A 12,266-nucleotide genomic window follows, 5' to 3' on the forward strand; every position below is an offset into this window, starting at 1 on the left:
CACCTCAGGATTATCCCGCCGTAATTCGCCGAATATTCGCACTGCCGTGCGCCTTGGGCTACAATACCGCCCCAATTTTCAAGATAGCCACAGGGGCATGTCATGGCCTGGATCCAACTGCGCATTCATACCGGCAAACAAGAAGCCGAACTTTTAAGTGATCTTTTGATGGAACTGGGGTCAGTGTCCATCACCTTTGAAGATGGCCAGGATGAGCCCATTTTTGAACCCAAGTTGGGTGAAACCCCACTGTGGACCGATACTGTTGTCATCGCTCTGTTCGACGCAGGCATGGATCTGCAACCTATTGTGGAAATGCTTAAAGGCCTGCCCTACATGGCAGCCGACTTCGCCTACAAGATTGAACAGATCGAAGACAAAGACTGGGTTCGCGAATGGATGGATGCCTTCCACCCAATTAAATTTGGTGAGCGCCTGTGGATTTGCCCAAGCTGGCGTGAAATTCCCGAGCCAGAAGCGGTCAACGTGATTCTGGATCCGGGTCTGGCGTTTGGTACCGGCACTCACCCCACCACCGCCCTGTGTCTGGAATGGCTCGATGGACTGGATCTGGCCGGCAAAGAAGTGGTGGATTTCGGTTGTGGCTCCGGCATTCTGGCGGTTGCTGCGCTTAAGCTGGGTGCCGCCAAAGTAACCGGTATCGACATCGACTACCAGGCGATTGATGCTTCCAAAGCCAATGCCGAGCGCAATGGCGTTGCTGACCGCCTGGCGCTGTACCTGCCACAGGATCAACCGGCTGATCTGCAAACCGAAATTCTGGTGGCCAATATTCTGGCCGGTCCACTGCGCGAACTGGCACCTTTGATCGCCAATCTGGTCAAGTCAGGTGGCAAACTTGCGCTGTCAGGACTGCTGCGCGAACAGGCCGAAGAAATCTCTGAATGCTATGCCCAATGGTTTGAGATGGATGAACCTGCTCACAAAGAAGACTGGACTCGCTTGACGGGTGTACGTAAATAAGCCAAACGAGGCTGCACAGCGCGTCAGCGTTGACTTCTCGACGATCAAAAGTCAAGAAAAAAAGTTGCGCCCAGGTCATTTATTGACCTTTTCAGAGAGTGCAAAAAGGCGTACTATAGCGCCCCTTTGATGAGCAAGGTGAAACAATCATGCAGATTGGACCCTATCAACTGAGGAATCAGCTGATCGTGGCACCAATGGCTGGTGTCACCGATCAAGCCTTCCGCAACCTCTGCCTCCGTTATGGCGCAGCCATGGCGGTGTCGGAAATGTTGCTGGCTAATCCGGATGTTTGGGACACGGATAAAAGCCGCCTGAGACTCAGTCATTCAGGTGAGGAAGGTATTCGCTCAGTACAGATTGCCGGGGCAGACCCCGATGCCATGGCCTGGGCCGCGCGCTACAACGTAGAGCAAGGTGCCCAGATCATCGACATCAACATGGGATGCCCGGCCAAGAAAGTGAATAAAAAGCTGGCTGGTTCAGCGCTGATGCAAAACCCCGACCTTGTGGAGCAAATCCTCAAAGCCGTGGTTGGCGCAGTAGATGTACCGGTTACGCTCAAAATTCGCACGGGATGGGATCCGGAGCACAGGAATGGTGTTCAGATCGCCCGTATAGCCGAAGACAGTGGCATTGCCTCACTGGCCGTTCACGGCCGGACCAGACAGTGCATGTACAAGGGTGAAGCCGAGTACGACACCATCAAGGCTATAAAACAAAGCGTCTCCATACCTGTGGTCGCCAATGGGGATATCACCACGCCGGAGAAGGCACGTTATGTGCTCGACTACACCGGAGTGGATGCCCTGATGATCGGCCGGGGGGCTCAGGGGCGCCCCTGGTTATTCAGAGAAATTCAACATTATCTGGATACCGGGGAAAAGCTGCCGCCCGTGACGGTGGAGGAAAAGCGTCAAGTGATGCTGGACCACCTGACCAAGCTATATACCCTTTATGGGGAGTTTAAAGGTGTGCGATTCGCCCGCAAACACATAGGTTGGTACCTGGATCAGGACGCACAGCGGGATTTTCGTGCCCAGTTTAATAAGCTGGAGACCGCGGCGGAGCAATATTCCCTAGTGGAATGTTTTTTTGAAGAATTTATTTCAGAATTAGACAAAGAGCAGATTACGAATGTTTGATCAGACAACTCACACAGAAGCCCATCCGCTTACCGTAGGCAAAATTGAAACTGCTAACGGCACCATTAAGCCTCAGTTGCTGCGCGACGCTGTAAAGCGCGCTGTAAGCAACTTCTTCGCTCAGTTGGACGGTCAGGAAGCGCAGGAAGTTTACGAGATGGTGCTTTGCGAAGTTGAAGCTCCACTGCTGGACATCATCATGCAACACACCCGCGGTAACCAAACCCGCGCAGCCAACATGCTGGGTATCAACCGTGGTACTCTGCGCAAGAAGCTGAAAAAGTACGGCATGAACTAATCAGGCGTTCTTAATGCTTTGATTTAAAAGGGCTCGTTGAGAAATCAACGGGCCCTTTTTCTATCCATGTACCCCCACATGTACCCCGAGAGATTTATTAGAAGAGAGAAATCGGCCATGGACTTCACACATCAAACTTCCATTGCCAGCACTGTACTCATCTTCACTGCCTGCATAAGGCTCTCCTGTACGTTCGAACGCGCTCAAGGCTTGTCTCACTGTCATTCCAATATCAAAGCAGTGACCAGTACGGGAGTTTTCCCCACAACGCTGCCAACGCGAGTAACGCACTAACTTGATCCACTAAATCGTTATCGCCACGCTCAATCAAACTATCAGCCAGAAACAGCATCATACTGGTGTCGTCAGTCCACTGCCCCGCCTTCAAACCAAATGGTCCACCACCCAACATGTCGGCAATGGGTAAGACCGATGCCTTAGGGGTAAACTCCAATGTCCTTCCCAGCGCATCCCCCAATGCCAAGCCCAACAGCGGTATCTCGGTAATGGTCATACAAACTGTGATCCTGAGGAAATATAAACATACCTGTCCTTACTTGAGTGGTCCTTACTTGAGTAACGGACAAGCCCAACTTAAAAAACGAAATGGCTTGCACCTGAATGCAAAAGATTTTATAACACCAAGAGTGTCACTAATGAGTGTCAATAAATGAAATTGGGAGAGAGATGTGACTCAGAAGTACTCGTTATCAGAACTCAGCGTGCTCAGTGAAACACCTGCTCGCACGATTCGCTTCTACATACAGAAGGGTTTGCTACCTCCCCCGGAAGGACAACGAAGAGGGGCCACATACCACCAGCAACATCTGGAACGCCTGGTCAAAATTCGCAATTGGCAACAAGCTGGCTTATCACTGCAAGCCATCACAGACCTGTTTGAGACTCAAGATGCTCCGCCGCCCCTGCCCCGGATCAACCAAGGCGAAATCCGGGTATGCAGTCACATCAATCTGGGCGCGGGTATCGAACTGGTTATTGACCCGTCACAGTGCCAGTTATCGCAAGCTCAGCTTCGCGCCCTCGCTCAAACCACTTTGGCAACGATTTCATCACTTAAGGAAGAGCATCATGAGCAGTAATGCCTTTTCGTCACCCCTGCAGCAATGGCAACTCACCCTGAATACCCATGGCCCATTAGCACTGAGTCGCATCTCACAGCATTTCAAACACACGGGTGATGACCCCATTGAACTGGTATATCAGTTTCCTCTACCTGCAGATGCAGTCCTTCAGGACATTGCTGTCATCATCAACGATGAGCGACTGACAGGCACGGTTTTACCGAAGCACAACGCGGTAGAAAGTTATGAAGAAGGTCTGGAAAATGGGAAGCGCAGCCTGCTGATTGAAGAAATTGAAGAGGGCTTCTATCAACTGAGTATCGGCAATGTTGTACAAGGTGATGACATCAGTCTTGAGATGACGGTAGCCAGTCTGCTGCAATATCAGGATGGGCGCTGGCACTACCGTCTGCCAACCGTATTGGGCATCAAATATGGCAATGCCCCGGTATTTGCCCTGCCACAAGGCAACTCCCTGTTTGCTGACTATGGATTCCAGTATCGCCTGGAGCTGCAAGATGCCTTTAATTTGCAGGCCAACGCACCACTGAGCCAGATAGATGACACAAAGTCCATCTGGCAAGGAGAGGCCAAATTGGATAAGCCTTTGTCGCTGAGCTGGCGAAGCGAGCTTAAGCCGCATCAGTGGCTTACCTGCGTGGGCACCTCAGACATTCCAGCCAGTGCTATCGGTCTTGTATATCCACCAGCCAACCTCTGCCAAACATCCGGCAGCGCCCGCCTGCAACTGCTTGTCGATTGTTCCGGCTCCATGTGTGGCTTACCCATGGCTCAGGCTAAACTTGGCCTGCAAAATGCGCTGGAAAAGCTCAACAAATCCGATTTAATAAACTTGGTCCGTTTTGGCAGTGACACAGAAGCACTGAGTCATCAGGCCCATCCTTACACTGGAGAATTTGCCAATACCTTACGTCAGGCCATCAATGCGCTTGAGGCCAATCTCGGCGGCACAGAGCTGCATAAAGCTTTGGTACTGGCTCAAGAACTGGCATTAAACAGCGGTGGCGGCGATATTTTGCTGTGCACAGATGGTGAGCTTTGGGACAGCGACAATCGCTTGCGCCAACTTACCTGCGAACTCAAGTCACAGGGCATTCGGCTGTTCACCATTGGCATTGGCAACAGTGCCAGCGAGCCGCTGCTGAGACGGCTTGCCCAAGCAACTGGTGGCAATTCATTAATGCTCAATCCCCATATCAACATGGCAGAGCAGCTTACTCAGCTCATCGAACAGTTACGCTCACCACGCCTGCAACTGAATCTGCCACAGCTGACATGGCAATCACTGCCAAGCGCTGTGTTCAGCGGCTGTACCACTGCGTTTTACCAAAGTGCCGAGGAACTTCCGCCTCAGCTCAGTGGCACTATTTCAAATCCGCAAGGCGAGCTAATACCAATGCAATGGCAGCAACAACAGCTCGAAGGAGAGTATGCTGACGCCCTGAGAAAGCTGGTGGCACAGCAGCAACTGCGCACGGCCAGCCCACAAGAGGCCGAAGTGCTGGCATTGAAACACCAACTGCTGTCGTCACATACCAGCTTCGTGTTGGTGCAGGAACAAGTGGTAACCGATGATCTCGCAACCACAGTCGTTATTCCACACATGCTGGCAGAAGGCAGTGTTTGCATGTCGGCACCAGAAGTGTACTGTGAGAGCGCAGCCATCATGTCATCCCCCCACTGTGAAGCGGCGCCAGGGGAAAGGCTAGATACGCTTGATATCCCGGCGTTTTTACGCAGTGACAGCATAACCGCTGAGAGTAAGCAGGCTCTGCCTTTACCGAGCTGGGTAGATATGATGTTCAGCAACATAAACGCCCTCGCTCCAGATACCGGATGGTTCCTGAAGGAACTGTGCATGCAAACCTTAATTGAGCTTGGTTTTCCTGAGCATCTGGCAAGATGCTTGAGCCAACTTGAAAGCCAACAATATCCAGTCCCTCATCTGTACATCGCCGTATTGGTCGATTTGGAAGCTCGCTCCAGCATCAAAGTGCCGTGTCTGCAGGAACTGACGCAATTTGCCGCTTGCATCAAGAGAAACAACTGTTCGTTGTTGAAGGTCTATCAGGACATTGGCTTACGCGAGTAACTTGTCACTTTATTCCCTTCTCCAGAGAGGAGGGTAAGCGTTCTTCCCTGGATGCGCGAACGCGGCCAGGCTTGCAAACACTCATGACGACAGCATTCCAGGAGTGAGCACATCATGGATTACTGGCCAGTCCTGCTCAAAGAAATCAGCCAGGCTGGCGGCAATACTATCCTGCAACTGTTGCTCATCCATTGAGTCGAGCTCAACATGACTGACAATGGTACGACTGTAAATGGTGGTGTATTCCCGGGTCAGGCTGATCTTGCGGGAATAAAGCGCAGTCCAGCGCTGCTCACCAACAGCCAGGCCATAGATCTCTTGTCTGAAGGCCTGATCCGCACTGGGGCCAATGATCAATTTCAACTGGATCTTTTTGGCCGACAGAGCGAATTCAAACAAAATCACCCGGCCGGTTTTGGTCCAGCTGGAACTTTGCATCTGCGGCTTGCGCGCATCCCAGCTCAGACAGGCATAACGGGCAAAACTGGCGGTGCTGATATCTTCCTGCCAGCCATGCTCAGCCAGATAAGGCGACAGCAGATCCGCCAGCAATTGTTGGCGGGCCTGATTGCCATTGGTTGCCTGAGGCCTGTGTTCAAAAATCAGATCCAGGGCTTTCTGGTGCTTTTTGTAAATGCGGCGGCATAGCTGCGCAATCTCAGTGTCTTCCATAAAGTATCTTTTAAACAGTGTGATGTAATGTTCAATGGCAATACTGGCGGCAGTGGGGATTTGATGGCCGTAGTCTGTCATCAGCTCCGTCAGGCAGGCGATAACCTGAGGATATCCGAGACTCAGCCAGCCTTCCCGACTGGCATCACTGCCATCCAGCGTCAGAAATACGAATACCTTGCGATATTCAGGATAGCGACGCGCCACCGTCTGTTCATAACGCGCCAGCTGCTCGCAGTGCTCACCGGCATCAATCTTATTTTCAATCACAAACAGCTGACGATTCTGCTCACTCACCAGCAACAGGTCGATATAGTCCTGCTCCCGCAACACCTGCAGATCGTCATAGTCACACAGATCGATATCCAGCAGCGAAATGGCATCGCTCTCCAGCTCAGCCAAACCATACAGCAACCGGGAAAACAGGGACTCAAAGAAACGCGTGCCCAGCCCATGATTTTCCCGCGGGTTAAGCAAGGTGCCCAGAAAATGCGAGTGGCGGATCTCCTGACGAACCATGCCCATGGCCTCAAACAGGTTGAAGCCGGATACCATGGCGCCCAGTTTATCCAGCTCTTTGCTGTCAAATATCAGTTCAGTCAACCAGCGATATTGCTCATCGGCACAGTGCTGCTCATTGCCATGGGCTTTGGCCCTGCCCTCTGCCGCGATGTGATCGCCACAGCTCAAGCTGGCATAGACGCCATCAGCTTGTTTACTCAAGAAGTCTCTCCTGCCCAGTCGGGTGAATTAATGGATACAAAATCGGCCCCTTAATGCTCCATTGTTTCATTCTGATCGAAATTGGCCCAGTGGCTAAGGGTTATCGCCCGTACTTCACCGCTCTCATAGTGCCGGGCATGATGGAGAATAAAATCACGTATGGCATAGGCCAGCGCCCTGTCAGTCAACAGCCAGATGGAACGCATGATGCGGGTCAGGCGCAGTTGATTGTGATCATGCCACTTCAGCCAGGGGCAGTTTTTGGGGATTATTTCCCCCGCCGCAAAAACCTGACTGTCTTCACGGCGCATACCATAGTACGCCAGCAGGCGATCCAGGCTTTTGAGGTGCCCAGCTTTAAGCGCCGGATCGGCAGCAAATGCCGCCACCGTAAATTCGTTGGCCAGCGGTGCATGACGATTAAAACGGGTGCCGGTGTCGATGGGAAACAGCAACTGAATATATTTATGGTCATGCTCCAGCCAGATATCGGCATACTGCTGATAAGTGTCAATGGTATTGCCTCTGGCGTCGGCAATCTCCCCCCTGAAGAACTTCACTGTCAGCTGCGCATCTCGTTGCTGCTCCGGTAATTCCATGGTGTATTCCGGCAGTTTCATAAATAACGAATGTTACCCGGTTCGCCGACCTGGCCTGCAGCACAGCAGACTGGACTTGTGAGCTGTGCATCGCATTGCCGGCACAATGACCTGGCGGTTGATAGCTACTCGCGGCGACGTGGTGCTTTTTGCCACAACCGGCAAAACCGGACTTTTGTCCTGATACTTGTTTTGCCCCCTCATTATCATCAGTCCGTCATTGAACATGAGGATTGACTTATGACTGCTCATATCGCGGGCACTGCTGCCGATTTCGCGCCGACCGTCATCATGCCGGGCGACCCACTGCGCGCCAAATACATTGCCGAAACCTTCCTGGACGACGCCAAACTGGTGACGGATATCCGCAATATGCTGGGTTACACAGGCTACTACAAAGGCCAGCGTATTTCGGTAATGGGCCATGGCATGGGCGTACCTTCCATGGTGTTGTACGGTCATGAGCTGATCAATGACTTCGGCGTGAAACGCATCATCCGCATCGGCAGTGTTGGTGCCACCCAGAAACATGTGAACATGCGCGATGTGATCCTGGCGCAGGCCGCCGGTACCGACTCGCCCACCAATGCCAAACGCACCAAAGGCTATCAGCTGGCCAGCTCAGCCACCTTTGAATTGCTGCATAACGCCTATCTGGCGGCCAAAGATAAAGGAATCGATGTCAAAGTTGGCAATGTGTTCACCGGCGATCTCTACTACGATCCCGACGATGAGTTGATCCCGCTGCTGGAAAAATTTGGCGTGCTGGGGATCGATATGGAAGTGGCGGGTCTGTATGGCTTAGCGCAGCAGTTCGGTATCGAGTCACTGGCGATTCTGACGGTATCAGATCACTGCATCACCGGCGAAGAGACCACTGCCGAAGAGCGCCAGCTGTCCTTCGACAACATGATTCAGATCGCGCTGGAAACCGCTATCAAGTAGTCCTCCGGAGGAGCCGCAGCGCGGCTCTTTTTGTTTGTACCCAAAAGACAATAATCATGAACAATAAAATCACCCTGACCGCCATCAGTTTTCTGGCGAACTTTATCATGGCGGGCTTTGCCACCCAGTTTGGCATGCTCATCGACCCTATCGCCCAAAGCTTCAATGCCGATGTCAACGAAGTGGCCGCCATCTTCTCCCTGCTTAACGGCGGCGCGCTGGCTGGCACCATTGCCGCCTTCTTCCTGATTGAAAAAATCGGTATCAAGCGCATTACCGTGCTGTGTTATGGCCTGGTCGCCGCGGCAGCAGCGGCACTGTATCTGGCGCCATCCCTGAATATCGTCATGCTGGCCATGACCATCATCGGCTTCTGCGGCGGTGTGGGCCTGTGTATCGCCGGCACCATAGTGGTGGCGGTATGGAAGGATAAAATCCAGAGCACCATGCTGGTGGTGCAGGATGCCACCTTTAACGTGGCCGGCGTGGTATTTCCGCTGATCACCACTTATGCCCTGACCAATGCGCTGAACTGGAGCCTGAGCTATCTGGCCGTGGGTTTGGTGGCGCTGGCGACCATGCTGCTGGCACTGTTCACCAACTTTGATGCCTGCAAAACCCACACCGCAGATGGCAGCACAGAAAAATCCGAATGGAACTTCGGCATCATCAGTGGCGGTATTGGTCTGCTGCTGGGCATGCTGGCGCTGTATACCTTCCTTACCTGGGCGCCCATGTTCGTCAAAGAGAAATTCAACATTCCCTTTGAAGAAGCCGGCAACATCATCACCCAATACTGGTCAGCGGCCCTGGTGGGAGCATTGGTATCGACTGTGATCGTCACCCGCATGCAGATCCAGCACTTCCTGCTGCTGATCATCTCAGGTGCGCTGGTGATCACCAGCTTGATTGTGTCTACCACTGAATTGGCATGGCTTGGCTATCTGACCTTCGCCTACGGCTTTACCTGTGCGGCGCTGTACAACGCCTTCATTGCCTATGGCGTGTCTTTCCTCAAACAGGCCAGCAGCAAGAACGTGTCTTACGTGCTGATCAGCGGCAGTGCCGGTGCCATGTTCAGTCCCGCCATCAGCGCCATGCTGGAAAAAATCGTTGGGTTGCAGACAGTGATGTACGCCATTCCGGTGATTTACGGCATCATTTTGCTGATGCTGCTGGCATCGATGAAATACCAGCGCGATGCGCAGGCGCAGCACGCCTGAGTCACTGGCTGACTAATGACCTCAATCCCCGCGACAGCAAGTGTGGGGATTGAGTCTGTAAGTGCATAAGTCATCAATATCAGTCGTCAGGATTTGTCATCGAGAAACGCTTTGAGTCCCGCCAGATCGCGGATCCTCAGACCGTCTTTATCCTTCTCAATCAATCCCAGACTTTCCAGTTCCTTCACCGCCCGGCGATAAACCCTGTCGGTGGTGGCAAAGCGCTCGGCTTCCAGATAGTTAAGCTGAAAACCATCTACCGGCTGATCGTTCAGATACTGATGGTAGATGTCATAGGCCAGGTTATAGCTGATGGGATACAACATGCGGCGGGCGAGGATCTCCACAGTATCCTGATAATCCAGCGCAATGGCAGCAGCAAACCCTAGTGACAGCGCCGGCTCCTGCTGCAGGCATTGCTGCAATTTGGCAATACTGATCACTGCCACGTCCAAAGGCTCCACCGCCTCTATGTTCATTTGACAGGGATAGCCGGTGAACAACTCCATCTCACCAAACAAATGTTGATCGCAGCTGAGAGTGCCCAGTGAAAAATTGCGGCCATTACGGGCCATCATGCCCATGGCAATGCGCCCCGCTGCAACCAGATACAGCTGCTCGACAGGCTCGCCCTGAGTCAGAATACGTTCATGTTTGTCGTACAGCCGACGACTGCTGATACAACTGAGGATTAACTGCTCAAGCCGTGCCCCATCCTGCTGCCACAAAGCCTCAAACCGCCCCTTCGCCAGCGACTGTAACTGCATTTCCACACCCCACACACCCGGCCCCGGTGACCGCCCCCGCTTTAGGTACCAAGTTGCCCGGTGAAATGCAAGCAGCCAGCCGGGATAATGCGGCTCAGGTGCCTACCACCGGGTATGCCGGTGGGCCCCAGAGGGTATCGGGATTATCCATCATGATGATGAGGATCGTGGGTACCAGCGCCGCCATCACCGCATGACAATCACGCATGGCGTCACGGTTGATGCCGCTGTGCCAGGTGGCACCACCATGAATCAGCTGATTGCGCAGGGTATACAGGCGATGGCAGATAATGCCCAGTACCTGTGCCGTCTGGCGACTGGCCATGGCCTGATGCACCGAGGTTTTGGCATTGTCGAAGCGGCTGCGCCACTCCAGCTCAGAGATCCTTTGCTGCTGGTATTCCCAGAACGGCTGGAAAATGTATTGGTTGTCCAGCAACACCCGGATTGGCCCGGAAAACTGCTGCCACACCAGCTTCTCCAATCGCCCGTGACTGTCGAGATCGACAATCTTTTCAAGAAATTGCCTGAATGCCTGAGACTCACCGCTGCGGTAAGCAGGCTCTGCCTCATAACCATAGGCAGCATTGAAGGCTATCCAGTAGAAGATAAACGCGCTGTCCACATCCTGATGATGCTGCTCGGCATTGTCGAGCCAGCTTAAACTGCGGTGCAGCCGCAACGACAGCGCCTGCGGATAACCGTCCCGCTGCGCCCTGTGCCTGCGTTTTAACGCCTGAAAGTCCACCTTAGATCTCCCTGTCACAATCCGTCCCTGAACCACAAAGAAATACCATATGGATAGAATTACTGCATGATATTTAAGCATTTTCATTAAAATCTGCGATAGCCATGCCATTTTGCTGACGACGGGGTTTGACTGTCATGCCGGCGTCGCTGGCAATTGTCATATGGGCGTGTTACACCTGAATCAGGGCTGTGCGCGCCATCGGCCAAGGCTGATGGCCGCGCTGTCAGTCATTGATGACGCTTGGCAGAGAAGGAAGCAGCTATGCAGTATCACACCTTTGTATTGGATGACCTGAGCACGCTGGCGGAGTCTGTGCAGGTCGAGTTCAAACTGGCCGGCGGCCGCGATGGTCAGGGCAAGGTGCCGGAGGATATGTGGGAGAGTTACAGTGCCTTTGCCAACACCATAGGTGGCGAAATTGTGCTTGGGGTCAGGGAGCATAGTGGCACCTTTACGCTGGAAGGTATTCCTCAGCCTGAACCCATGATTGAGTATCTGTGGCAGCACCTGAATGATAAAGCCAAAGTCAGCGTCAACCTGCTCAAACCCACCGATATCCAGATTATCCGTCTGGCTGAGAAGCAGGTGATCCGCATCCGGGTGCCCCAGGCTGAGATCCCGGATCGCCCGGTATTTATCGGCAACGATCCCTACAGTGGCAGCTATATCCGGGTTGGTGATGCCGACATGCGGGCCAGCCGCCGCCAGGTATCACAGATGCTGCGCCGGGCAAGGGAAGCATTACCCTGATGGCCTGATTGCATGGCAGTTTAGTCTCAGAGCAAAGCGTATATCTCCCTAAACTCAGCCCCGCTGATGCCATCAGCGCCATATGTGCCACATCCCTCAACAAACCACGCGGGCACAGCCGCCGCCCAAGCTCTCACTTAAGAAAATACGTGACCTGAGTCAACCATTCCGCAGCTTTGGATTGTGCCTATATTCCTGATTCAGCATTGCATTT

The 12,266-nt window shown here is 53.0% G+C and carries 12 protein-coding genes and 1 pseudogene; 8 read left to right on the plus strand and 5 right to left on the minus strand.

The window, feature by feature from the left end:
- Positions 1 to 102 precede the first annotated feature (102 nt).
- The 3 genes from prmA to fis all read left to right on the plus strand — a co-directional run bounded on the left by prmA (position 103) and on the right by fis (position 2,427).
- Positions 103 to 984: a 50S ribosomal protein L11 methyltransferase gene (prmA, locus tag ACRRUX_RS13190; RefSeq protein WP_432531042.1), complete on the plus strand. Its 882-nt coding sequence runs from the start codon at positions 103 to 105 to the stop codon at positions 982 to 984.
- Between the two features lie 149 nt (positions 985 to 1,133).
- Positions 1,134 to 2,129, plus strand: coding sequence for a tRNA dihydrouridine synthase DusB (gene dusB, locus ACRRUX_RS13195; protein ID WP_432531044.1), 996 nt, complete (start codon positions 1,134 to 1,136; stop codon positions 2,127 to 2,129).
- Entirely contained in the window at positions 2,122 to 2,427 is a 306-nt protein-coding gene (fis, locus tag ACRRUX_RS13200; protein ID WP_011761333.1) for a DNA-binding transcriptional regulator Fis, read from the plus strand. The genes dusB and fis overlap by 8 nt, the downstream gene beginning before the upstream one ends.
- Positions 2,428 to 2,487: 60 nt before the next feature.
- On the opposite strand, the pseudogene ACRRUX_RS13205 reads toward fis, so the two are convergent.
- Positions 2,488 to 2,941 (minus strand): annotated as a pseudogene (locus tag ACRRUX_RS13205) (ADP-ribosylglycohydrolase family protein).
- 175 nt (positions 2,942 to 3,116) lie between these two features.
- Here ACRRUX_RS13205 and ACRRUX_RS13210 point away from each other — a divergent pair.
- Both ACRRUX_RS13210 and ACRRUX_RS13215 read left to right on the plus strand, forming a co-directional pair.
- A complete protein-coding gene (locus ACRRUX_RS13210) occupies positions 3,117 to 3,527 on the plus strand; it encodes a helix-turn-helix domain-containing protein (protein ID WP_432531047.1) in 411 nt (136 codons plus the stop codon).
- Positions 3,517 to 5,622, plus strand: coding sequence for a VIT and vWA domain-containing protein (locus ACRRUX_RS13215; RefSeq protein ID WP_432531049.1), 2,106 nt, complete (start codon positions 3,517 to 3,519; stop codon positions 5,620 to 5,622). Before ACRRUX_RS13210 ends, ACRRUX_RS13215 begins: the two co-directional genes overlap by 11 nt.
- 81 nt (positions 5,623 to 5,703) lie before the next feature.
- Here the strand turns inward: ACRRUX_RS13215 and ACRRUX_RS13220 are convergent, their stop codons facing one another.
- Together ACRRUX_RS13220 and ACRRUX_RS13225 are read right to left on the minus strand one after the other, a co-directional pair.
- The gene (locus ACRRUX_RS13220; RefSeq protein WP_432531051.1) at positions 5,704 to 7,017 is read right to left on the minus strand and encodes a PD-(D/E)XK nuclease family protein; all 1,314 of its coding nucleotides are present in this window, start codon (positions 7,015 to 7,017) and stop codon (positions 5,704 to 5,706) included.
- A gap of 50 nt (positions 7,018 to 7,067) precedes the next feature.
- Positions 7,068 to 7,616 carry an opioid growth factor receptor-related protein gene (locus ACRRUX_RS13225; RefSeq protein ID WP_432531053.1) on the minus strand — a complete coding sequence of 183 codons (549 nt, stop codon included), beginning with the start codon at positions 7,614 to 7,616 and terminating at the stop codon, positions 7,068 to 7,070.
- A 240-nt stretch (positions 7,617 to 7,856) separates the two neighbouring features.
- Between ACRRUX_RS13225 and deoD the strand changes: the two genes are divergently transcribed.
- Positions 7,857 to 8,561: a purine-nucleoside phosphorylase gene (deoD, locus tag ACRRUX_RS13230; RefSeq protein WP_432531055.1), complete on the plus strand. Its 705-nt coding sequence runs from the start codon at positions 7,857 to 7,859 to the stop codon at positions 8,559 to 8,561.
- Positions 8,562 to 8,617: 56 nt separating this feature from the next.
- The gene (tsgA, locus tag ACRRUX_RS13235; protein ID WP_432531057.1) at positions 8,618 to 9,784 is read left to right on the plus strand and encodes an MFS transporter TsgA; all 1,167 of its coding nucleotides are present in this window, start codon (positions 8,618 to 8,620) and stop codon (positions 9,782 to 9,784) included.
- An 86-nt stretch (positions 9,785 to 9,870) separates the two neighbouring features.
- Here tsgA and ACRRUX_RS13240 read toward each other — a convergent pair whose 3' ends face one another.
- Entirely contained in the window at positions 9,871 to 10,551 is a 681-nt protein-coding gene (locus tag ACRRUX_RS13240; protein WP_432531059.1) for a Crp/Fnr family transcriptional regulator, read from the minus strand.
- Positions 10,552 to 10,645: 94 nt separating this feature from the next.
- Positions 10,646 to 11,317, minus strand: a complete 672-nt coding sequence (locus tag ACRRUX_RS13245) for a hypothetical protein (protein WP_432531061.1) — start codon at positions 11,315 to 11,317, stop codon at positions 10,646 to 10,648.
- A gap of 246 nt (positions 11,318 to 11,563) precedes the next feature.
- On the opposite strand from ACRRUX_RS13245, the gene ACRRUX_RS13250 reads away from it, so the two are divergent.
- On the plus strand, positions 11,564 to 12,052 hold the full coding sequence (locus ACRRUX_RS13250) for an AlbA family DNA-binding domain-containing protein (protein WP_432531063.1): 489 nt from the start codon (positions 11,564 to 11,566) through the stop codon (positions 12,050 to 12,052).
- Positions 12,053 to 12,266: the final 214 nt, after the last annotated feature.

Source organism: Shewanella sp. GXUN23E, from assembly GCF_050865035.1.
In the GTDB taxonomy this organism is placed as follows: Bacteria; Pseudomonadota; Gammaproteobacteria; order Enterobacterales; family Shewanellaceae; genus Shewanella.

What these genes read in the sequence shown, in the direction of transcription:
- fis (WP_011761333.1), top strand. Translation starts at nt 2,122, where the DNA reads ATGTTTGATCAGACAACTCACACAGAAGCCCATCCGCTTACCGTAGGC.
- ACRRUX_RS13240 (WP_432531059.1), bottom strand. Translation starts at nt 10,551, where the DNA reads ATGCAGTTACAGTCGCTGGCGAAGGGGCGGTTTGAGGCTTTGTGGCAG.
- ACRRUX_RS13250 (WP_432531063.1), top strand. Translation starts at nt 11,564, where the DNA reads ATGCAGTATCACACCTTTGTATTGGATGACCTGAGCACGCTGGCGGAG.
- tsgA (WP_432531057.1), top strand. Translation starts at nt 8,618, where the DNA reads ATGAACAATAAAATCACCCTGACCGCCATCAGTTTTCTGGCGAACTTT.
- prmA (WP_432531042.1), top strand. Translation starts at nt 103, where the DNA reads ATGGCCTGGATCCAACTGCGCATTCATACCGGCAAACAAGAAGCCGAA.
- deoD (WP_432531055.1), top strand. Translation starts at nt 7,857, where the DNA reads ATGACTGCTCATATCGCGGGCACTGCTGCCGATTTCGCGCCGACCGTC.
- ACRRUX_RS13225 (WP_432531053.1), bottom strand. Translation starts at nt 7,616, where the DNA reads ATGGAATTACCGGAGCAGCAACGAGATGCGCAGCTGACAGTGAAGTTC.
- dusB (WP_432531044.1), top strand. Translation starts at nt 1,134, where the DNA reads ATGCAGATTGGACCCTATCAACTGAGGAATCAGCTGATCGTGGCACCA.
- ACRRUX_RS13215 (WP_432531049.1), top strand. Translation starts at nt 3,517, where the DNA reads ATGAGCAGTAATGCCTTTTCGTCACCCCTGCAGCAATGGCAACTCACC.